Below are 20,170 nucleotides of genomic sequence, written 5' to 3'. Positions count from 1 at the left end.
TTCCTGACTCGATTACCTGACGTGTGCTCAGGCACTGAACAGCTGGCTGATTTGTTCGGACAATGCGGCTACGTCCTTGGCCAACAGCCAGTCCAGCGTCAGGTAAACACCCACGCAGACCAGCGCAATGAGCGCCAGATAGAGCCAAACGGGAACTTCATGCCTCAGCATCTGCGAGACCTGGTCGGGCAATGCCCAATCCGGCGAGAGTGCCTTGGGCGTTTTGCGGTACCGCGCGATGTCCTGGCCCAGGGTGTTGGCCAGGTAGCGCAACTGGTCTTTCTGGCCGAGGCTGAATTTGCCTTCGAAACCCAGCGCCAGGCACAGGTGGTACACCTCAAGCACATCCAGGTTCTGTTTGACGTCACTGCGCAACGAATCGATTTTCTCGAAAAAGCCTTCGCCCGCCAGGTGCACGCCGAAGTAGCGGAACTGCAAGGGCTGCAGTTCGAAATGGCGACGCAGGTCGTTTTCCCCGGAGCGCAACACGCTTTCATCAAGGAACGCACAGAGGGCGTATTGCGTGTCCTTCACTTGTTCAACGCTGTAGTTGGCGTTACGGGCTTCACGTTCGAGCGTCGAGAAGAAGGCATCGATGCTCGCCTCAAAGGCGGTGACCGAGGTCACTTGGCGGCCTTTGCGCACGATCAGCGCCATGCTGATGAAGTCTTGCACCAGGTCTTTCAACACCGGTTTTTCAGTTGCGGCCGCCACGGCGCCTTGCATTACGGCTTCAGTCATTTGAGTACCGCCATCAGTTCAAGCTTGAGATTGGTAAAGGCGCTGGGCGCGTAAAAAGAGATGGCCTGGGCACTCATCATGCGTTCATACACCCGGCCATGGGGCTCGATGGAGAAGTAGTGATTGTCCAGTCGCACCGGAATCGCATTGGGCAAGCGGGTCGAGTGATTGAGCGTCACGCCAGGCATCGCGCTGTTGACCACGACTTCAATGTCTTCCGGCGAACCGACCTTGAACGCGCGTGGCACCAGCTCCAGCAGGCTGGAGCCGGGCATGTCGGCGTGCACGGAAATATAGAAATCCGCCTCGGCCAGGCGCGGATCGAGCAACTGTCCCTGCCAGTACGACGGCTTGGTCTGGGTCAGGTTGATCACGACGCACTGGTTAGGCACGACGTTGTCGAGCAGTACGCGAATCATCTCATCGAGCTTGACCAGCGAGGCCGCGGGGTCGTGATGGTCATACTCGGGGATGTCGTTGAGTTGCGTGTCCAGCGAAAACGTCAGCAAGCCGCCCGCGAGCTCCGCCAGAAACAGATACAGGCGTTCGGGATGCAGGCGCGGGTGGGCGAGCAGGTGCGCCAGGCCCGGGTGCGCACGGTTGACCGTGTTCAGCAGCCAGAACAGGGTCACGTCGCTGGAGCCGAATTCGGCAATCTGGTCCGCGCGTTCGCGTCGACGACCCGACAGCGCCTTGCTTTTCGATTGCAGTGCGCCGAGCAAGCGCTTGCCCAGGCCGGTCAGGGTTTCATGGGTGCCCACATGCAGGGTCGGGTGCACGAAGTGCGCATCGAGGTTGAAGCCGCCGATGTTATTGCGCGACAGGCGGGCGATCGGGCAGTGGCTGTAGCCATCCAGAGTGTCGCCGTCGATCAACATCACCACGTTCAGGCGCAGGCTGGTGATTTCGTTCTCGAGATCGCCTTCGTTAAGGTCCGGCAAGGTGTCGAACTGCTTGCGAAAACGGCGTGCGCTTTTTTGTTCCTGACCGTCTTCGACGTAGTTCATGCCGAACGGCTCAGGCAGTTTCAGTGCTGCGTAGACCTTCAGGTCATTGCCCTTGAGCAAGTCCTTCAAGTCACGCGCTGCCGGCAACGGATCATGCTGCGGCGCGTCGTACAGGCTACCGTCGGGAAACACCAGCTTCAATCGCTTGAGCTGCAAAGAGCCGGTTGCGAGCGCCTCTTCATCAACCTGCAGCATTTGCACGCCCCAATGGAAGGGCGTATTGCGCAGCGTCGACTCCGCCAGCTGATGCTGGTGGAACTCATCCTGATATTGGAAATGTTGTGGCAAAAGGAACATGCCTTCCGACCACATCACCCGGCTTTGCTTACTCATGAACGCCTTCCAATAGAGAGTTTAATTTTGACTCGGTGGCTTTTTGCGCGGAGCTGGTCGCTGTGTCTTCAGCCTGTTGCACGGCCGCGTCCTGCACCCGCTGGGTGAGGGTTTGTTTCGCAGGCGGGTCGGGCAGGGCAGAGGCTTGGGCGAGCTGCGCTTCGGTCTTGGGTTTGTTCAGGACATCGACGCCGCTCACGGCGGATACGCTGTTGTTGTCGACCAGCACCCGCAGGCCATCAGCGGAAAACCAGATGCCATCCTTGCGCAGCGAGTTGGCGTCAAACGCAACCTTCCAGCGGCTGTTCTCTTCCGAGCGGAAAAACGCGGCGACGCCGACGTAGCCGGCTGCTTTGTTCAACGGCCACTTGTCGACTTGCCCCATGCCTGGCAGCAAGGTGATTTCGCGGTTTTCGATCAGCGTATTGCCGAGGGCTTTTTGCGGGTCGTCCCACAGCGTGTCGGCGTCGATCGACGAAAAGCGCTCCAGCGACGTCAGCTGGTACACGCGAATCACCACCGACAGCGGTTTGCCGGACGCATCGGGATTGAGCTGATTGCCGCCGTCCGACGTCAGGATGACCTTCTCGTTATCGTCGAACAGCATGTCGCCGGCCCATGTATCGTCGACCCGCTTGCTGACACGGTCGGTGACGCCACAGGCCGTCAACGCCATCATCATGGCCACTGCGATCAGGCATTTTGCCAATGCCGGCTGTGCAGGGCGCTTCCTTGAATGTCTGTTATCCATGATGGCTACCTTTAAATACTCATTCAGCACAGGCTGTAGGCGAAATCGCCGTCGCTGCCCAGCGCGATGTTCAAACTTTGAATCGGCTTGTCCTGCGCCATCCGCTCCAGGACCCGTTGGGCCAGTTCCGGCATCAGGGTTTTCGACAGAATGTTGTCGATGTTGCGGGCGCCGCTGTCGACTTCCGTGCAGCGCGAGGCAATGGCTTTGACCAGTGCTTCGTCGTAGCTCAGGACGGCTTGATGGTTGCGCTCGAAACGCTTGCGGATGCGTTCGAGTTTGAGCGCGACGATGCGCTCCAGAATGGCGTCCTTAACCGGGTAGTACGGGACGATGGTCAGACGGCCGAGGAACGCCGGTTTAAACACCTGGTTCAACTCGTCGCGCAGGCCTTCAACGATGTCTTCCGGCGTCGGTTGCTGCTCGGCATTCAGGCACCACTGCATGATGCGATCGGTGCCGGTGTTGGACGTGAGGATGATCACCGTGTTGCGGAAGTTGATCTCCCGGCCTTCGCCGTCATCCAGCACACCTTTGTCGAAGACCTGAAAAAACAGTTCGAGCACGTCCGGGTGGGCTTTTTCCACTTCATCCAGCAGCACCACGCTGTAAGGCTTGCGCCGCACGGCTTCGGTCAGCACGCCGCCTTCGCCGTAGCCGACGTAACCCGGTGGCGAACCCTTGAGGCTCGATACCGTGTGGGCTTCCTGGTACTCGGACATATTGATGGTGATGAGATTACGTTCGCCGCCGTACAGGGTGTCGGCCAGGGCCAACGCGGTTTCGGTCTTGCCGACGCCGCTCGGGCCGAGCAACAGGAACACACCGATCGGCTTGTTCGGGTCTTCCATGCGCGCGCGTGAAACCTTGATGCGCTTGCCGATTTCCTGCAGGGCGTGATCTTGTCCGAGTACCCGTTCGCCCAGCAGCGCGGGCAGGCGCTGGACGGTATCGATTTCGTCACGGAGCATTTTGCCCAACGGGATTCCGGTCCAACCGGAGATCACTTCGCCAATGGTCCCGCCGTCGACCAACGCATGCACCAGAGGTTGTTCACCCTGGACGCTGGTCAGTTCGGCGCGTACCGCCGCAATCTCCCGTACATCGGGTGCCTGGTTGTCCGGATGGCTGAGCGCGCCGAGTTTTGCCACCAGTTCCAGCTCACGTTGCCACTGCTGCTCCAGAGCGTCGCGGGTTATGTGCTGCGCCTGCAACTCGGTGTTCAGGGTCGCCAGACGCCGGGCATGGTCGCTGCCTTTGGCGGCTTCTTGCTCCAGCACCGAGATTTCGGCCTGAAGATTGTCGAGGGTTCTTTTGCAGTCTTCCAGCGGCCCCGGCTGTGACGATTGGCCGAGGGCAACCCGCGCGCAGGCGGTATCCAATACGCTAACGGCCTTGTCCGGCAACTGGCGCCCGGTGATGTAGCGATTGGACAAACGCACGGCTTGCACCAGCGCTTCGTCCATCACCGTGACTTTGTGGTGATCCTGCATCTTGGCCAGCAGACCGCGCAGCATGTGGATCGCCTTGTCTTCGTCCGGCTCTTCGACCTTCACCACCTGGAAGCGACGTGCCAGGGCGGCGTCTTTCTCGAAGTACTTCTTGTACTCGGCCCAGGTGGTCGCCGCGATGGTGCGCAATTCGCCACGGGCCAAGGCTGGTTTGAGCAGGTTGGCCGCGTCGTTTTGCCCGGCCTGACCACCGGAGCCAATCAGGGTGTGGGCTTCGTCGATGAAGAGGATGATCGGGTGCAGGCTGCGCTTGGTTTCTTCGATGACCGACTTGAGACGGCTTTCAAACTCGCCTTTCACCCCGGCACCGGCCTGGAGCAAGCCCAGGTCCAGGGTGTGGATAGCCACGTCTTTCAGCACCGATGGCACATCACCCTGGATGATGCGCAACGCCAGGCCTTCAACCACTGATGTTTTGCCGACGCCGGCTTCACCGGTCAGGATCGGGTTGTTCTGGCGGCGGCGGGTGAGGATGTCGACCATCTGCCGAACCTCGAACTCACGACCCAGCACCGGATCGATCCGGCCTTCGCGCGCACTTTGCGTCAGGTTGATGGTGTATTGATCCAGCGCCGGGGTTTTGCCGTTGCCTCTAATTGTGCTGCGCGCGGTGACGTCCGCGCCTGCCAGGGGCTTGGCCTGTTGCGATTCCGCGCTGCCTTCGACCAGTGCGCCGAGGTTGACGCGCAGGTCGTCGGCATTGATTTTTTCCAGCTCAGGGGCGGAGGCGATCACCACCCGGCGCAGCTCGTTGTCGTCCAGCAACGCCTGCAACAGATAACCGGTGCGAATCTGCCCTTGCCCGAACTCGATAGAGGCCAGCACCCAGGCTTGCTCGATCATCCGAGTAATGTGCGGCGACAGCGCAGGCGTGCGGGTGTTGCCCTTCTTAAAGGTTCCCAGCGCAGTCACCAACTGAGCCTGCAGGCGATCCGGCACGACATCGTAGTGACGAAGAATGGCCGGCAGGTCGTTGTCGTTGCTGTCGAGCAACTGCAATAACAGGTGCTCGATCTCGACGTCGTAATGCTGTTCCGACAGGCACAAGGCCGCGGCGCTTTCGGTGGCGGTGCGGCTGGTATCGTTCAGTTTGGCAAACAGGGACTTCAGGTTCACAGGGAGACCCCATCAAAAGGAATGTGGAAGAGGGCGCAACGGGAAGGTTCCACGTCGACGCCGGGGCGTTTGAGCCAGCCTTGCCAGCCCAGTGCAACGTTGCCCAGGCGACCGAGGCGGGCCACGGGGACGGCTTCGGGTTTGAGCCGGGGCGACAACTGGAAGTCCAGTTCGGCGCCGACGTAGAACCGAACCAGCTCCACCAGTTTCTGGTAGTCCACGGTGCCTGGCTGGAAGCGTTGATAGTCGACCAGGTCCAGCGGACCCATCTCGATGCGCACGCACGATTGGTAATCCCAGACCCGGTTGCCGGCGACTGCGCTTTGCCCGAGCACGGCGTTTTTGCGACCCAATTGCGTGCATTGGCTGGCGTCGAGTTTCAGCCAGCGTCCAGCAAACGGCTTGACCTTGAACGGCAGCGAAAAATAGAAAGACAGCATCACTTCAAGGTTCAGCGCGTTGCGTGGCTTCTGGGCGAACAGGCCGGAGAAATAGCTGAACAATTCGCGACGCAGCGGTGAGCCTTGCTTGTCGAATTTCTGCTTCTGCGCCTCAGGGCCAAAACCCACCAGATTGAGCAGGTAACGATCAAAATCCGAAGTGCCGTTGCGTTCGTATTCGATGTAGAACTTGTATTTCTGCCAGGCCTCGTAGAACAGCGTGGTCATGCGATGCGAGAACATATCGAGGAAGGCGTGGGCCGCATCATCGCGGTGCTGGATATGCCGCTCGATCAGCAACTCGGTGTAGGGACGCGGCAACACGCCGGACGGCCCGACCAGTCCCATAAACGTGACTTGCACTTCAGACAGGGGCAAACCTGCCGCGGACACCTTGCCTTCACGCTCAAACTGCAAGTCGCTGACTTCACTCGCAGGGAAGTTCAGCGACAGCTGCGAGCGAAATCGCAAAGGGTCTTCGTGCGGTCGAGTGTCCAGGTCCATGCGCCCGGTTCTGCTGTAATGCAGGCGGAGCAAACGCACCAATTGGAAAAACTCGAATCGGTGCGGCTCAGCCCGTGCCTGATCGATCAGACCAGGGGTTGATCGCCGGTTCGCGGTGGCCATTGGACGACTCTCTTTTCGCGCTGCAAGGTGCGAAGGGTTAATTGAGTAAAACTGTTCATGGTGCAGTACTGGCCAAAGAAGTGGTCCAGCACCATGCCGAACAAAAACACCCCGCTGCCGGTGTACTGGCTTTCATCGAAATTCAGGGTGATGCCGACGCCACGCACAAAGTTCGGACGCGGATGGCCGATGCGTGCCACCACCGGTTCGCTACTGACCGAGACGATGCCGTTGATCTGCTTGCGCAGCGCCGACACGTTGCGGTAGTTGTAGAGCGACAGCAGTTCCAGCAGCACTTCGCGCCCCTGGGACACCAGCGACATATGGTTGAGCGAGAGGTGCGAAATCAGGCGCCAGATCACTCCGTTGCCCAGCGGCACACGCGCGGTTGCGGTCGGTTTGCGCAAGCAGCGGATGTCCTGGATTACCGAGTTGCCCGGCATGTTGAAGTCTCCGCGCTCACCGCCGAACGGCAGCATCAAGGGCAGGTCGCGATTGCTGCAGGTCAGGCGCAGGCTCAAGGTGTCGTTGCTGGAATTGATCAATTCCAGTTCGCGATCCACCACCCGGATAAACACGTCCGAGCCATCGCGCTGGCGCGACTGCACTGGACGCCGTCGCGCGATCCAGAAGCTTTGGCCGGGGCCCTGGTCGCCACGCGGTTCGAAGAACGGATGACAGGTGCCGACCTGATCGACACCGCCGACTTTTCGCACCCGCCGCACGCGATCGATGGACACCACTTCCGCCGAGCCTTGCAGGCGCACATCCGGCGTCACGGCATACTCGTGCTGGGCATGGGTCAACTTGATCGGCTCTGCCTGCTGGCGGAACAGGTTGATGATCGGCGTGCAGTTGAGCTTGAAGTTATTGCGCCCGATGTTCTGCGTCAGGCGCGCCAGGCGGTCACTCAGGTCGTAATCGGAAAAGTAGAAGTTGATCTCGATCTTCTCGAGGTTCTTGCCCGCTAACAGCCGCGCAAAACCCGACAGGTCGAAGAACATGAACTTGTCCGGGAAGGTGAAGTACTCGTGCAGCAAGCGATAACCCAGGAACGAGCGCTCCGAGTAATCCACCAATCCTTCGTCCCGACCATAACCGACGGCTTTCAGCGCGTTCGCTGGCAGCGTGATCTCGCGGGTTCGCCCCTCATCCTCGAACGACAACGTGGCCTTGGCCAGGTTGTTGAACAGCAACTCGTAGAGCTGCAGCATCAGAGTGCTTTCGCCGTCGAGGAAAAAGCGCAGGCTGTCCAGCTCCATCTTGCCGAACAACACATCGGAGGTCGCCGTGAGGCCGATGCGCAGGCGCGCGACCAAGTCAGCGCTATGACCGTTGAACGCCGAGCGTTCCATTTCAATGAACGACGCCTGATGCACCGCCACCGGCCAGAGTTCGACGGGGTAGCAGGTGCGGAATTTGCACACCACGCCGTCAATCGGGTTGGCGCTGAGTTCGGTGTGCCGGGCGACACGGAAGGCTTCGGTGACTTTTTCCTGCTTGCCCAGGTTGAACTCGACGATCGACATCGACGGGGTAGGGCGCAGGTAATGCGGGTACAGCACTTCGAGAAACGACTCGACGATTTCCGGCAGCTCATCGTCGAGTTTTTTGTGCACGCGGGCCGACAGAAACGAGAAGGCTTCGATCAAGCGCTCGGTATGCGGGTCTTCGCAGTTATCGCCCTCGATGAGCAACCGCGAAGCAATCTTCGGGTACTGGCTCGCGAACTCCTGGCCTAAAAAGCGCAGGTGCGACAGTTCCTTTTCGTAATAGGGCAGCAGATCGTCGAGCATCAGTTGAGGTTCTGCACTTTGTATTCCTGGGTGTTGACCTGCAGCACCGCGTCGAAGGAAACCTGACGGGTGATGTCCTGCAGGCGCAGTACTGCGTCCACGCGGAAGGTCAGCATGCGTTGGCCGGTTTGTTGGGCGAGCAGTTGGACTTTGACGCTGCGAAACCGTCGGTCTCCGACGGTGATCGCCTTCTCCAGTTGTCGTTGAATCAACAGGCGGTCTTGTGGATCAAGCACGCTGCGACTGGTGAAATCCGGCATGCCGTAGTCGAGGATGGTTCCGCCCAGATTGACGAAACCCTCCAGCTCGTTGGCGACCAGGGACTGGCGCGTGTTGACCAGCACCTCCAGGTCGCGAACGATGCTGGCCTTGTAATCGGCCAGCGAACACAAGCGTTGCGATGAAGCTTCCATGGATTGATGCGGATGATCGTCCAGCAATCGATCCAGCAGCGATGGCAACAGCTTGTGTTGACTACTCATATTGCCTCCCTGGCAATGGTGTGGATCAGCCGCGAGTCGATTGCGGCAGTTCGGCGACCAGGCGCAACGAAGCGGTCAGCTCGTCCAGTTGATAATGCGGTCGCAGATACGTCACGGCCTTGTACACCCCTGGCTTGCCTGGAACCTCGAACACTTCGGCCCGCGCTTCGCGCAACGGGAACTTGGCCTTGGCTTCCTGGCTGGCGGTGTCATCCAGCAGCACATAGCTCGACAGCCACTTGTTCAGGAACATTTCCACATCCTTGCGGGACGCGAAACTGCCGATCTTGTCGCGCATGATCGCCTTCATGTAGTGCGCGATGCGCGACGTGGCGAAGATGTATTGCAGCTGCGCGGAAAGCCGGGCGTTGGCGTTGGCGATGTCGGTGTTGTAGTGCTTCTGTTTCTGCGCCGACTGAGTGCCGAAGAACGCGGCGTAGTCGGTGCCTTTGCAGTGCACCAGTGGAATGAAGCCAAGGTCCGACAGCTCTTTTTCACGACGGTCGGTGATGGCGATTTCGGTCGGGCACTTGAGGGCGATTTCGCCGTCATCGGTTTTGAACGTGTGCGTCGGCAGGCCTTCCACCAGACCGCCACCCTCGACACCGCGAATCGCCACGCACCAGCCATAACGCGAGAACGCGTCGGTGACCCGGGTGCCCAGCGCGTAGGCGGCGTTCATCCACAGGTACTTGTTGTGGTCGCGGCCATCGACGCTTTCGACGAAGTTGAATTCCTCAACGGGCGTGGTATCCGGGCCATAAGGCAGGCGACCCAGCACGTGCGGCAATGTCAGACCGACATAACGCGAGTCTTCGGAGGCGCGGAACGACTTCCACTTGGCGTATTCGACGGTGTCGAAAATCTTCGCCAGGTCCCGTGGGCCGGACATGTCGGTAAACGAGTCCCAGCCGAACAGCTCAGGCGAGGCCGCCGAGATGAACGGGGCGTGGGCCGCGGCGGCGACATGGGAGATCTCTTCGAGCAGGTACATGTCTTCGGGGCTTCGGTTGAACTCGTAGTCACCCAGCAACATGCCGAACGGTGCACCACCGAAGGTGCCGTATTCTTCTTCGTATATCTTTTTGAACAGCGCGCTCTGGTCGAATTCGGAGGCGGACTTGAGGTCGCGCACCAGGTCTTTCTTCGACGCATTGAGCAGGTGAATTTTCAGCGTGGTGCTGGTTTCGGTCTGGTCCACCTGATACTTCAGGCCACGCCACGACGCTTCCAGTTGCTGGAATTCGCGGGCATGCATGATTTCGTTCATCTGCTCGGAGAGCATCGCGTCGATTTCGGCGATGCGCGCATCAAGCACGGCAATCAGGTCCTTGCTCGGCGTCATTTCGCCTTCCAGCACCTGGCTGACCAGCTCGCCGATCAAATCACGTGTGCGGGTACGCTCAGTCTCGGAGCGCGCGACACGGCTTTGCGAAATAATGCTGTCGAGCAGCGAGGATTGCGGGGCGAAGTTTTCCACTTCAACCAGATCGCTGTCCTGTTGAGTCACGGTTTGCTTGTCGTTCATCTTCAGGCTCCTACTCTTTGCCATCGGTGGCTGGAACAGCGGCTTCACGGCCGAATTCCTTGCCCAGCGTTTTCAACTTTTCAGTGTTCTGCAACACGTCCATGAGCAGCTCTTCGAGCTTGTCGTTGCCGCCCATCTTGTTGCGCAGATCAGCCAGCTTGTTGCGCACTTCCAGCAGCTTGCGCAGCGGCTCGACCTGCTTCACCACGTTCTGCGGCTCGAAGTCTTCGAGGGCGTTGAAGTTGAGCTCGACGCCCAACTGCGTACCGTTCCTGGCCAGCGTGTTGTCGACCCGATAACTCAGGCGCGGCTTGATGCCCTTGAGCACACCGTTGAAGTTGTCGCGGTCGATGAAAATGAACTTGCGGTCCTTGAGCTTCGGCAGCGGCTCCAGCGGGTTGCCGGAGAAATCGCCCAGCACACCGACGACAAAGGGCAGCTCTTTCTTTTCCTGAGCGTCACCGATATCCACGTCATAGGTGATATGGACCCGAGGCGCGCGAACGCGGTCGAGTTTGTGCTGGGTACTTTCCTTCTTCGCCATCGTGATCTCCTGGTGCGAACAATTCGCTGCAAGTCATTTGCGTTCCGGCGCAGCGGGTGGCCGGGCGCGTTACATTCCTTCGATCGTCAGCAGAAGGCGCTGACGGATTTCATCGTTCATTTCAATAATGTTTTCGTGCTCCACCAACTCTTCGAAGCTGGTATTGCCGGCAATCTGCGTGCTGCTGCGGATAACCGATTCATCCGGCAATTGGGAGCGCACCGGTGAGCCGATGACGCAAAAGGGCAGGTCGCCAAAGTCTTTGAGTCGCTCGAAACTGAGGGGGAAGCGCAGGCCGCCAAACAAACGGCCCAGGCCAGGTGACTGGCTCAGGCAGTAGAACAACACCAGGTAGTGCACGACGAAGCGGTACAACTCGGCGCTGCTGCGATTGGGGTCTTTGATGACGGTGCGAAAGCGGGCCAGGTCGAATGAGTTGAAGCCCACGACCCAGCGCACGGGGCTGGTGATGCGAATGGTCTGGCCGCTTTGCGAGAGCACCTTGTCGTACTCCAGCGGAAACAGTTCCGGCGTCGTACCGATCAGGTTGAGGGGCACTTCCAGTTCATTGACCAGATGAAAGGGCGCTGCCGACCCGATGCGGTCATAGAGTTCCTTGAACTCTTTGAAGTGGTGCTGGGTTTCGCGGCCGCTGCTGCGTTGCGCGCCTTGCAGGTATTCACCGAAAAACGTCTGCGGACGGATCAGCAATGCGAGGGTCGACAGATAATCCGAAGCCTGCGCCTTGAGCGCATCGGAAATGGCCCGGGTCTGGCTTCGCAATTTGATCAGTGCTTCAACGTCAAACGTCTGAGTCATCGGTATATCGTCCTTGAACTCTTCACGACCGCTTCCCGGAAAATCCACGGGAGAACGTGAAGAGCTACGAATTTCTCAATTGAGTACCTGTTCACAAAGTGCGATGGCCGATGTTTCTACATCGAAAATGCGCAATGTCAGGATTTGTAGGAACACGGTGCTGGCATATGGATGTCGAGTGGCCAGCAACGTCGTATATGGCAACATCTCGTACGGAAAAGTTCAGTCAGGAAAGGATTTTTTCTCGTTTTTGATACATGCCGCAATGATGTCCGCTTGCCATTAGTCGCTGGTTCTGTCTTACAGGCGGGACTGAAACCCAACAGCTTCAAGGGTTTAAGGAGGGGTGTGGATCCAATTTTTAATTGAAATTAATTTTGAAAAAGGTGAAGCGGTTCACCTAATTTGGATTTTATTTCGTGCTGCTAAAAATGTGAAGGGAGAATAGTGACGATTTTTGCGCGCGGAAGTGATGGCAGCGCAGAGTGTCTAGAATAAAGAAAGTTTTATCTTTCAGATTTTTTCAAACGGCGGTTGCGCGGGGTTACATAGGGAGGCCATCACTGCACGACGCGTCCCTTACAGTTACCTTCCGCATTCGATCACTTTATTTTCGCCTACAGCAAGCAGCCGCTGCCGATCCCACACATCGACGAATTCGGCCTGCGAGTGGGGCAGGGGGGGCACTTGAATCTGTTAATCGAAGACGACGCGCCTATGCCTGAACTGACCACGCGCTCGTTCTTAGCCCCCGATGTGAGGCCGACAAGAAACTCAAGGAGAAGGAGCAGGCGGAACTGGCGGGTACGCACTTGAACGCAGGGACTGCGCGGCATTTGTTGCGCGGTTTGAGCAAATGGGTTAATGGCTGCCCACGCAAGCGTTATAGAGTTCTGCTAGCCGCGCATGCAGTTCGTTGTTTTCGCGCAACAAGGGCCTTGCCTGTTCGTACAGTACTATGTCGTTGATCGAACCTGTTCCACCGTATAGCGATACGATTTGAGACAGCGCATACGTGGTGTCGTGGGGCAGGGCAACTTTGCATTCTTCGAGTTTGTCCGCCCATTCAGGACGGCCGAACTTCCTCAGTAAGTCGGCCGTCTGGGCGATGATCAAAGAGATGCTACTGATGTTTTTCATATCGGCGGTCCTCTGTCATTGAGCGAGCGGCGTCCTATTTTTCAAAAGCAGCGGCGCTGACGGTACCATTGAGCAGATTGATCGAGTAGCTAACGCCATTCCAGTTACCGGCGATTACTGTCCCGGTTTCGTCGCAGTATAAATTCACGTACGGCTTATCGGCTTGCGTGCCATGGGGGCTTTCTTCGATTTGCCAGAGCAGTTCACCGTGTATCGACAGTGCGAAGACGTTTCTGTTGAAAATCACATCGGTTGCGGGATCAACCAGAATCAAGAGCCTGTCATTGTGTTGAAGGGTCGCTTTGACGGGGTGAGGAAGGTGGATAGGTTGATCCGCTAGCCACAGGGTTCCGTTTTGAACACGAAGCGGGGTCTCGGTGGTCATTTTCGCCTCTAGCGTTATCAATGAAGTCGCAAAAATGCTATGGGCGAGGAAGACTTTCTGGCGGCATTCCATTTGGAAGTTGAATCTTCAGACCGTGGGCGATTTGATCGCCAATGTAGAGGGCAATCCCCAGTGCGCTGGCTAGTTCAGGGTCGTTGGGTTCAAACTCTTTGCCGACCCAGGCACCGAGAGTTAATTGGTGCAGTCTTGCTTTGTCTTTTTCAATTCCCAGCAACACGTTTTTGATGAATTGCAATTGGATCAACGAGCTTGAGTAGATATGGTATTCCGGGCACCTGTTGTATCCCCGGGCGGTGATTGCTATCGCATTGTCGAACGGTTTTTTGCCTGAAAAGAGCTTTTAATTGATGCAGTAGTTTTGACATGGGAAAGCCTTCAGCGGTCGAATCAACGTTAATTATCGATATCTGTTTCCATCTAAATATTAAATGACCGACCCTCTGTTATTTCCAGGCTTCTCAATGAGCAACTCGTCCAGTTCTCTGCGACGACATTTCATAACGAAATCCACAGCGGCATCACTGTTTTGTTGGAAAAATTCGAAGCTTGCGTGATCTATTTCGTAATACTCCTCGTAGTCAATCATGCCGTTGCTAACTGGAAATGAAACGTAGAGCCTACCGGAGGTTTCCTCGATTCCTAGCGAAAAGAGTTCTTCGCGGTTTACGTAGATGTCTTTGCATTTCAAATGTGTTCCCCACTGTACAGGCGTGGGTTTTAGCTGTGCTCATCGTTAACTTTTGCAATCGTCCGGTGCTAACGTGACTTCGGCAATGTTTTTTAAATCAGCGCTATTGTATTGGTAAGTGATTTTGTTGCCTAAAGCCAGAACCAACAAATACGCGGTTTGGCTGCACAGGGATTTGTTTATTTGTTGAGCCAGATAGCTCTGATAATAAGCTTGCTCACCGGGACGACCTTCGTACCCCGACAGCGTCAATTTATAATGGACGGTTCGATCTGCGTACGTGATGTTGTCGATGCGTGTGACTAAGTCGAGCATGATCGGTAACTGTTGCTGCTGTTGATTAACAACCTCGGCGAGTATTTTTTCCGCATCCTCTGCGTACAGGGGCGTCGTGAAAATCATTGCAGCGATGAAGGCCAAAGGGCCATGGCGGAAATAGGACGGCTTCAAACTGATCTCTCCCTGATGTGTGGTTGCGGCTGCAAAATTGACAGCCGCCCATGCTGACTGATCATCCTTGGTTACGCGTTCGCGCTGTTGTCAGTCAGGCTTCAAACCGCTGTTCTTCTTCTCTTCCATCTGCGCCTTGAGTCGACGCAGCGTCGGTGATTCTCCGCCGGTCAGTTCGATTTTGAACTCGGCGAAGGCATGCTCGAGATCGGCGTACTGCTGCAAGCCTTCTTCGGTGAACAGGTAACGTCCGGGGATATCCCCCCACTCCATTGGAGCCCGAATGTGGCCACGTTCCGCCAGGATCAGCAACGGTTCCAGCTCCACGGCCAGTTTTGCGGCGGCAGGGTCTAGTGCTCTGGGCGTTTCGACCTAGGCAGCAACATGAGCATTTCAGGTTCGATCAAATGTATCCCATAGCTCCTTCCGAATAGTATCTAGTCGTACGTTAGCAGCGACTCGCTCCTCAGCGGAACCTCGATCGACATAAATATCTGAAAAACCTGATTTGGTACCTGCCATTGTTCTATAGATTGAAGTTGCTTGAGCCCACTCATTGCTATTCGGCCGAGGATTTTCAGAAAGGATTTGAATAATGGCATTTATACCAGAATCAAATTCCATACAGTGTTCGCGGTGAAAAATATCCTTGAGCTCGGTAAGTAAACTAATTAAATATGAAGTGTTCATGACATTCCGTTACTTGATGGGTATAGGGTTTCCGATGACTTCGACACCTGGCATCCGCCAAGGCGCTTGAACAAAAATCTGATTTATATCTGGTCCGCCAACAAATATTCCCCCTTGGTTCCCCACAGGTCCCTCGTAAACCGTAGTGCCAGCAGGAATTTTAATCTTAAATACGGAGTTTATAGGAGAGCTGCCGGTTAGTACCCCTGTGAGCGGATCGATCCATTGAGGTTTGACGGCGGTATCAATTCTTACCTGCGCGACTGAGCTTGGAGCTTTATCCGTGAACCATTGCCCCAAGGCTTTTCCATTAGCGTCTCCTCCACGGTAAAGCTCGACGTCGTCGAAAAGCTCAATTGCCCTGTAGCGGCCACCTGAGAAATTGCCCGATGGACTGCCACTCAAATCAGCAAGCGGACCAGGATTATTGATCATGTCAAACTCTCCGACAACTTTTCCTGGCAAGGCTGTGTCTTGAAAGAAGGAAACCTTTTGTGCTTCAGGTGTCTGGGCTATTTTTTCGTCCGGCAAAGTTTTAGTTTGATTCGAACCAACCTTTTGAAGCGGTTCCTCAGCCTTCGCCAGTGGCGTCGGCTCCTTCACCTGCAGATCCGCCTGAGCTAGCAACTTCTGCTCATTGCGCGCCAGCCAGCCTGCCAATTGCTTGTTCGATATCTCGGCTTGCAGCTTCGCGCTGCGCGTCGCGATGCTTTCCATGCTGCCCACAACACCCGCTTTCACTTGGCCGCGTGTCAGGTAGGTGACGATGGCGGTCAATAGCAGCAACACCAGTTGCTCCTGGCCGCGAGCCAGTTGTCGTGCTGCTCGTTCGATACGTTCCTGTACCAATGCGGCAGAACCACCAGTAGGGTCCAGGCCAGCAGGTTTGACGCCTTCTTCCGAATGCCAGGCTGTGGCGATGCCTTCTTGCAATGTAGACAGGCAGGCGGGTAGACCCTGGTAAAAATATTCAGCAATAGCCGACAAGCCCAGTCCCATGAGAATCAGATTGCCGACTTGCAGGCCGATACCGGCCCCGGCGGCAGCTCCGGGTGCGGCGCCGACACCGAATGCGAAAGCACCCGCAGCGCCCCCGGCGATGGTGCCGACCGCGACGCTACCGCCGAGAATCATCGAAACTTCTTTGACCAACTGCAGCAGCACAGGGAGGATCTGCTCGATTTCGATCGAGGCCCACTTGCGCTTGAGGTCCATCTGGATGATCGGGTAGGAGAGCGTCATGGCACGACCCACCGCATCGATCCGGTGCCCGCCCATGTAGCCATAGACTTGACTCGGACCGTTACTGACGCGACGGGTGAAGCCGTTCCAGTTGTCGTGAGCGCTTTGCAAGCCCTCATTGACGCCCTGGTTCAGTTCGCTGAATTTCTGATCGAGATTTCGTTCGACGTCGGCCCAGCTGGGCACATTCGCTAAAAGATCCATTTACACATCACTGTCCTTGGGTAGAAGAAGCTTCCCTGTCGCTACGTTTGAAGTGTCGGATATTCGACGCTATGCGTGGGCGAAAGTACTGGCCATTAGCCGCACTCTAGACTGCGCTCCGTGTAATAAAATTCAATGTGGATCCCATTTTTATTATTCACGTTACACTCGGCAATGATGTCAATGAGGCACTAGTTGCTTTTTTAATGGCACCTGATTCCCGTTGCTCCTTGATATACAGGCGTTTCTGCGGTGCTGAATGGGCTCATAAATATTTTTCAAACTTTCCTGATGGGTGAGTTCGTCTCTAGGGATCGCTGTGCGATGCCGGTTCCGGGTTGACACAGTGCAGGGCGAAGGTGTTTCCTTTGCCGCTTTCGAAGCGCCGTTATGCCGCTCAGACTGTGACCGTCCTCTCAAATTTGCGTGGTTAGTGGCACTTTCGCATTGCCCTGCGGTCGCAGTACCAGACTTTGAATCCCGTTTTCAGAAATCTCCTACGATTTCAAAAATATGACGGGGAAAAGTTTGTAGGCAGTTTCATACAAAGTTTCAGGTATTTAGGTCCGCAATCTCACAAGGCGGCGGGTTGTTTCCCTGATCCATGATGTTGCAATCGGGTTTCGACCCTCTTGTCAGATTCGTTATGCGCAGTGGCTGGCGAGGACGGTAGCGTTTCCACTGCTTTCAAGGAGATACACATGTTGATGGACCTTGCCGCAATGCTTTCGCCGCAGAATCGGCGCCTGTTCAAATTCACGAACCTTGCCAATCCCGACCAGCAATTATTGCTTGAGTCCTTCAAGGGAACTGAAGGTCTGTCACGTGCCTACAACTTCGAATTGCTGCTGGTGTGCCAGGATTCGGAGGTTGAGCTCAAGTCGATGATGGGCCAGCACGTGGTGCTGGAGATCGAACTGGCCGAGGCGGGCCCACGGTATCTGTCGGGTTACCTGACACGCTTCGCCAGCATCGGCAGCGACGGCGGCATGGCCCGCTACACCGCGACGCTGAACCCCTGGTTCTCGATGCTGAAAAACCGTTTCGACACCCGCATCTTCCAGGGCTGCACCGTCGAAGACGTAGTGACTCAGGTGTTCGCCTTATGCACCGCGTTTTCCCGACATGAATTCCGCCTGAGCAAGCCGCTCAAAAAGTACACCTACATCACCCAATACCGCGAAACCGACTTCAACTTCGTCCAGCGCCTGCTGGAAGAAGAGGGGATGTTCTACTACTTCGAGCACACTGCCGAAGGCCACGTCATGATCATCTGCGACGACTCCACCACGCTGGTGCCGTTGCCTGAGCAGCCACAGATTCGCTATCACACCGCTTCGGTCACCGAGACCGCGGACTCCATTACCCAATGGAGCGGTAATCGCCAATTGCAGTCCGGCAAGATCGCTGTCCAAACCTTCGATTACCGTCAGCCGACCAATCGCTTGCCGGTCACCATGAAGAGCCTGAACAAGCAGGGCGATGTCGAAGATTTCGAGATCTACGACTTCCCCGGCCAGTACACCCACGGCACGTACGACGAAGGCGAGGCGCTGGTCCGGTTGCGCGTTGAAGCGCTGGAGCTGAAAGGCAAAAGCTTTCAAGGCGCCAGCAACTGCCGCGCGATGAAACCCGGCTACACCTTCGAACTGCTGCAGCATTACGACCACGATCAAGGCTCACCCGACGATCGCCAGTTCCTGCTGATGAGCGTCGAAAGCGAAGGACACAACAACTACCTCAACGGGTACCAGGCGAGTTACTACAACACCTTCTCCTGCGTGCGCAAAAAGATCGTCTTCCGCCCTCAACTGACCACACCGCGCCCTACCATTTCCGGCCCGCAGACCGCCATCGTTGTCGGCCCGCCGGGCGAGGAAATCTTCACCGACGAACTCGGCCGCGTGAAAGTGCAATTCCACTGGGACCGCAAAGGCGAGCACAACGATAAGAGTTCTTGCTGGGTTCGCGTGGCCCAATCGGGCGCCAGCGGCGGCTTCGGCAGCATTCTCATTCCACGTGTCGGCGATGAAGTTGTCGTGGTCTTTCTGGACGGCAACCCCGACCGCCCGCTGATCATGGGCAGCCTGTACAACAGCCAGAACACGCCGCCGTGGTCGCTGCCGGCGAACAAGACGCAGAGCGGGTTTTTGACGCGGTCGATGAAGGGCGATGGCGGTACGGCGAATTTTTTCCGCTTTGAAGACAAGGCGGGTGCCGAGCAGGTCATCGTGCATGCCGAGCGCAACATGGACACCGAGATCGAGGTCGACGAGATCCACAGCGTTGGCAGCAATCGCACGATCACGGTCGGTGGCACGCACACCGAAACGATCAAGAAAGACACGGTGATGAATGTCCAGGAAGGCTCGTTGACGATCCAGGTCGACAACCAGTTCATTCAGGTCAATGCCAAGCAACACATCATTCTTCAGGTGGGGGAGAGCAGCATTACCCTCACTCCGGATGGCATCGAAATCAAAGGCAAGACGATTGTCACGACCAGCACCGGCACCACCCAAATTACGGGCTCCGAGGTTCGGGTCAATGACTAGGGAATCGTGTCTATGACCAGAACCAGTATTTACGATCGTATTTCCGCAAAGCGTATTGCGCTGGAGGAAGCTGCGCGCCTTGAGCAGCAAAATGCGCCGGTCGTTGAACACGCGCCCGAGCCGGAACCGTTACCTGTCGTTGCTCTGCAAGGCACGCCCAGCAGCTTCAATTTCGGTGGTTTCAATCTGGCATTCCCAGCGGGTTTCAACTTCCGCGATATCCAGACGACCATCGAGCACGAAGGCGAGCCAATCATCTTGACGATCAAGCGTCGTGACGTGGCGCAGGGCCAGAATCTGGAAAAGCTTTTTGACGGCTCCGTGCAGACGTTCCGCACGATTTATCCGGAGTTGCGCATCATCCGTCAGCGCGAGTACAGCGTGGCAGGCAATGCCGCCAAGTGCCTGGATTTCCACTTCAAGATCGGTCACGCCGAACGCCACGGGCGCCTCGTGGGTGCCATTGTTCCTGTTGCCGGGAGTGACGAAGTGCAATGGCTGAATATTTCGTGCGTGATTGATCCGACCAAGCCTGCGCTGAGTCTTTGGCTGGTGGATTTCGACTGCATGCTTGAAGGCCTCGCGGCCCGCTGATACCTAATTTTTCGATTTCAGGAATTTACATCACATGGATTATGAATTGCAGGAAGGCAGCATCGCGTTGCCGCAGGGTTTTCAGGACCGCACGGTAAACATGTTTGTGCTGGGGGCGAGCATTCCTGCACCGCTGAGTATCACCATCTCCAGGGACATGCTCCTGCCGGCCGAGGCGCTGAAGGCTTACGTCGACCGCCAGGTAAAAATGCTCGCATCGAAACTGCGTGGCTACACCTTGCTGGGCAAAAAGGCGGTCGAGCTTTCCAGCGCTGCGCCGATTGAAGGCATCCAGATCGATGCGTATTACATGACGGATGGACGCCCGTTCTATCAGCGTCAGGCAGCCTTTCTGATTGAACCGGGCCGCGCAATCATCTTCTCCACCACGGCGCAGGCTGACTTCAGCAGTGAGCAGAATCAGAACTGGGCAGACCTGCTGGCCAGCTTTCTGCCGCGCCAGCCCGGCGCAACCAAGACCGACTCCAGCGCACAGGAGTAACGGT

Annotated in this window: 19 protein-coding genes and 2 pseudogenes; 3 read left to right on the top strand and 18 right to left on the bottom strand. The window is 56.8% G+C overall.

The features are described from left to right. Positions 1–27: 27 nt before the first annotated feature. The 18 genes and pseudogenes from icmH to ACA052_RS14880 form a co-directional block, all read right to left on the bottom strand. A complete protein-coding gene (gene icmH, locus ACA052_RS14965) occupies positions 28–741 on the bottom strand; it encodes a type IVB secretion system protein IcmH/DotU (RefSeq protein WP_497645567.1) in 714 nt (237 codons plus the stop codon). Further along, positions 738–2,081: a type VI secretion system baseplate subunit TssK gene (gene tssK / locus ACA052_RS14960; RefSeq protein ID WP_497645566.1), complete on the bottom strand. Its 1,344-nt coding sequence runs from the start codon at positions 2,079–2,081 to the stop codon at positions 738–740. The genes icmH and tssK overlap by 4 nt, the downstream gene beginning before the upstream one ends. Beyond that, on the bottom strand, positions 2,074–2,832 hold the full coding sequence (gene tssJ / locus ACA052_RS14955) for a type VI secretion system lipoprotein TssJ (protein WP_497645565.1): 759 nt from the start codon (positions 2,830–2,832) through the stop codon (positions 2,074–2,076). The genes tssK and tssJ overlap by 8 nt, the downstream gene beginning before the upstream one ends. A gap of 23 nt (positions 2,833–2,855) precedes the next feature. After that, positions 2,856–5,459 (bottom strand): type VI secretion system ATPase TssH, encoded by a 2,604-nt coding sequence (gene tssH, locus ACA052_RS14950; protein ID WP_497645564.1) that lies wholly within the window; start codon positions 5,457–5,459, stop codon positions 2,856–2,858. After that, on the bottom strand, positions 5,456–6,526 hold the full coding sequence (gene tssG, locus ACA052_RS14945; protein WP_497645563.1) for a type VI secretion system baseplate subunit TssG: 1,071 nt from the start codon (positions 6,524–6,526) through the stop codon (positions 5,456–5,458). The genes tssH and tssG overlap by 4 nt, the downstream gene beginning before the upstream one ends. Then, positions 6,490–8,322: a type VI secretion system baseplate subunit TssF gene (tssF, locus tag ACA052_RS14940; RefSeq protein ID WP_497645562.1), complete on the bottom strand. Its 1,833-nt coding sequence runs from the start codon at positions 8,320–8,322 to the stop codon at positions 6,490–6,492. Before tssF ends, tssG begins: the two co-directional genes overlap by 37 nt. Further along, a complete protein-coding gene (tssE, locus tag ACA052_RS14935) occupies positions 8,322–8,804 on the bottom strand; it encodes a type VI secretion system baseplate subunit TssE (protein WP_149658793.1) in 483 nt (160 codons plus the stop codon). The genes tssF and tssE overlap by 1 nt, the downstream gene beginning before the upstream one ends. Before the next feature lie 25 nt (positions 8,805–8,829). Then, positions 8,830–10,332 carry a type VI secretion system contractile sheath large subunit gene (tssC, locus tag ACA052_RS14930; protein ID WP_497645561.1) on the bottom strand — a complete coding sequence of 501 codons (1,503 nt, stop codon included), beginning with the start codon at positions 10,330–10,332 and terminating at the stop codon, positions 8,830–8,832. A gap of 10 nt (positions 10,333–10,342) precedes the next feature. Further along, a complete protein-coding gene (tssB, locus tag ACA052_RS14925; protein ID WP_150816351.1) occupies positions 10,343–10,876 on the bottom strand; it encodes a type VI secretion system contractile sheath small subunit in 534 nt (177 codons plus the stop codon). A gap of 69 nt (positions 10,877–10,945) precedes the next feature. After that, positions 10,946–11,695, bottom strand: coding sequence for a hypothetical protein (locus tag ACA052_RS14920; protein WP_497645560.1), 750 nt, complete (start codon positions 11,693–11,695; stop codon positions 10,946–10,948). 861 nt (positions 11,696–12,556) lie between these two features. Then, entirely contained in the window at positions 12,557–12,835 is a 279-nt protein-coding gene (locus tag ACA052_RS14915) for a DUF6966 domain-containing protein (RefSeq protein WP_497645559.1), read from the bottom strand. A gap of 34 nt (positions 12,836–12,869) precedes the next feature. After that, positions 12,870–13,220: a DUF7957 family protein gene (locus ACA052_RS14910; protein ID WP_497645558.1), complete on the bottom strand. Its 351-nt coding sequence runs from the start codon at positions 13,218–13,220 to the stop codon at positions 12,870–12,872. A gap of 37 nt (positions 13,221–13,257) precedes the next feature. Then, a pseudogene (locus ACA052_RS14905) lies at positions 13,258–13,548 on the bottom strand (immunity protein Tsi6 family protein); the annotation flags it as partial. A gap of 117 nt (positions 13,549–13,665) precedes the next feature. Continuing rightward, positions 13,666–13,929, bottom strand: coding sequence for a hypothetical protein (locus ACA052_RS14900; RefSeq protein WP_497645557.1), 264 nt, complete (start codon positions 13,927–13,929; stop codon positions 13,666–13,668). 45 nt (positions 13,930–13,974) lie between these two features. Continuing rightward, on the bottom strand, positions 13,975–14,379 hold the full coding sequence (locus ACA052_RS14895; RefSeq protein WP_497645556.1) for a hypothetical protein: 405 nt from the start codon (positions 14,377–14,379) through the stop codon (positions 13,975–13,977). Positions 14,380–14,469: 90 nt separating this feature from the next. Then, positions 14,470–14,736: pseudogene (locus ACA052_RS14890) on the bottom strand (hypothetical protein); the annotation flags it as partial. Between the two features lie 36 nt (positions 14,737–14,772). After that, positions 14,773–15,069 (bottom strand): hypothetical protein, encoded by a 297-nt coding sequence (locus ACA052_RS14885; protein ID WP_429515400.1) that lies wholly within the window; start codon positions 15,067–15,069, stop codon positions 14,773–14,775. Positions 15,070–15,078: 9 nt separating this feature from the next. Further along, on the bottom strand, positions 15,079–16,515 hold the full coding sequence (locus ACA052_RS14880) for a DUF6861 domain-containing protein (RefSeq protein WP_497645555.1): 1,437 nt from the start codon (positions 16,513–16,515) through the stop codon (positions 15,079–15,081). Positions 16,516–17,216: 701 nt separating this feature from the next. Between ACA052_RS14880 and ACA052_RS14875 the strand changes: the two genes are divergently transcribed. Genes ACA052_RS14875 through ACA052_RS14865 form a run of 3 tightly spaced genes read left to right on the top strand, consistent with a single transcriptional unit; the run spans position 17,217 to position 20,166 of the window. Next, complete coding sequence (locus ACA052_RS14875; protein ID WP_497645554.1) at positions 17,217–19,070, top strand: type VI secretion system Vgr family protein; 1,854 nt, start codon at positions 17,217–17,219, stop codon at positions 19,068–19,070. Positions 19,071–19,082: 12 nt separating this feature from the next. Beyond that, positions 19,083–19,664: a hypothetical protein gene (locus ACA052_RS14870; protein ID WP_497645553.1), complete on the top strand. Its 582-nt coding sequence runs from the start codon at positions 19,083–19,085 to the stop codon at positions 19,662–19,664. 34 nt (positions 19,665–19,698) lie between these two features. Next, positions 19,699–20,166 carry a DcrB-related protein gene (locus ACA052_RS14865; RefSeq protein ID WP_497645552.1) on the top strand — a complete coding sequence of 156 codons (468 nt, stop codon included), beginning with the start codon at positions 19,699–19,701 and terminating at the stop codon, positions 20,164–20,166. Positions 20,167–20,170: the final 4 nt, after the last annotated feature.

This window comes from Pseudomonas sp. LBUM1644, from assembly GCF_059716195.1.
The sequence above is the reverse complement of the archived record's forward strand: the minus strand, read 5'-3'. Positions and strand labels throughout refer to the sequence as shown.

Excerpts from the sequence above, each read along its gene's own strand:
- icmH (WP_497645567.1), bottom strand. The coding sequence starts at position 741 with ATGACTGAAGCCGTAATGCAAGGCGCCGTGGCGGCCGCAACTGAAAAA.
- tssK (WP_497645566.1), bottom strand. The coding sequence starts at position 2,081 with ATGAGTAAGCAAAGCCGGGTGATGTGGTCGGAAGGCATGTTCCTTTTG.
- tssJ (WP_497645565.1), bottom strand. The coding sequence starts at position 2,832 with ATGGATAACAGACATTCAAGGAAGCGCCCTGCACAGCCGGCATTGGCA.
- tssG (WP_497645563.1), bottom strand. The coding sequence starts at position 6,526 with ATGGCCACCGCGAACCGGCGATCAACCCCTGGTCTGATCGATCAGGCA.
- tssF (WP_497645562.1), bottom strand. The coding sequence starts at position 8,322 with ATGCTCGACGATCTGCTGCCCTATTACGAAAAGGAACTGTCGCACCTG.
- tssE (WP_149658793.1), bottom strand. The coding sequence starts at position 8,804 with ATGAGTAGTCAACACAAGCTGTTGCCATCGCTGCTGGATCGATTGCTG.
- tssC (WP_497645561.1), bottom strand. The coding sequence starts at position 10,332 with ATGAACGACAAGCAAACCGTGACTCAACAGGACAGCGATCTGGTTGAA.
- tssB (WP_150816351.1), bottom strand. The coding sequence starts at position 10,876 with ATGGCGAAGAAGGAAAGTACCCAGCACAAACTCGACCGCGTTCGCGCG.
- ACA052_RS14920 (WP_497645560.1), bottom strand. The coding sequence starts at position 11,695 with ATGACTCAGACGTTTGACGTTGAAGCACTGATCAAATTGCGAAGCCAG.
- ACA052_RS14915 (WP_497645559.1), bottom strand. The coding sequence starts at position 12,835 with ATGAAAAACATCAGTAGCATCTCTTTGATCATCGCCCAGACGGCCGAC.
- ACA052_RS14910 (WP_497645558.1), bottom strand. The coding sequence starts at position 13,220 with ATGACCACCGAGACCCCGCTTCGTGTTCAAAACGGAACCCTGTGGCTA.
- ACA052_RS14885 (WP_429515400.1), bottom strand. The coding sequence starts at position 15,069 with ATGAACACTTCATATTTAATTAGTTTACTTACCGAGCTCAAGGATATT.
- ACA052_RS14880 (WP_497645555.1), bottom strand. The coding sequence starts at position 16,515 with ATGGATCTTTTAGCGAATGTGCCCAGCTGGGCCGACGTCGAACGAAAT.
- ACA052_RS14875 (WP_497645554.1), top strand. The coding sequence starts at position 17,217 with ATGTTGATGGACCTTGCCGCAATGCTTTCGCCGCAGAATCGGCGCCTG.
- ACA052_RS14870 (WP_497645553.1), top strand. The coding sequence starts at position 19,083 with ATGACCAGAACCAGTATTTACGATCGTATTTCCGCAAAGCGTATTGCG.
- ACA052_RS14865 (WP_497645552.1), top strand. The coding sequence starts at position 19,699 with ATGGATTATGAATTGCAGGAAGGCAGCATCGCGTTGCCGCAGGGTTTT.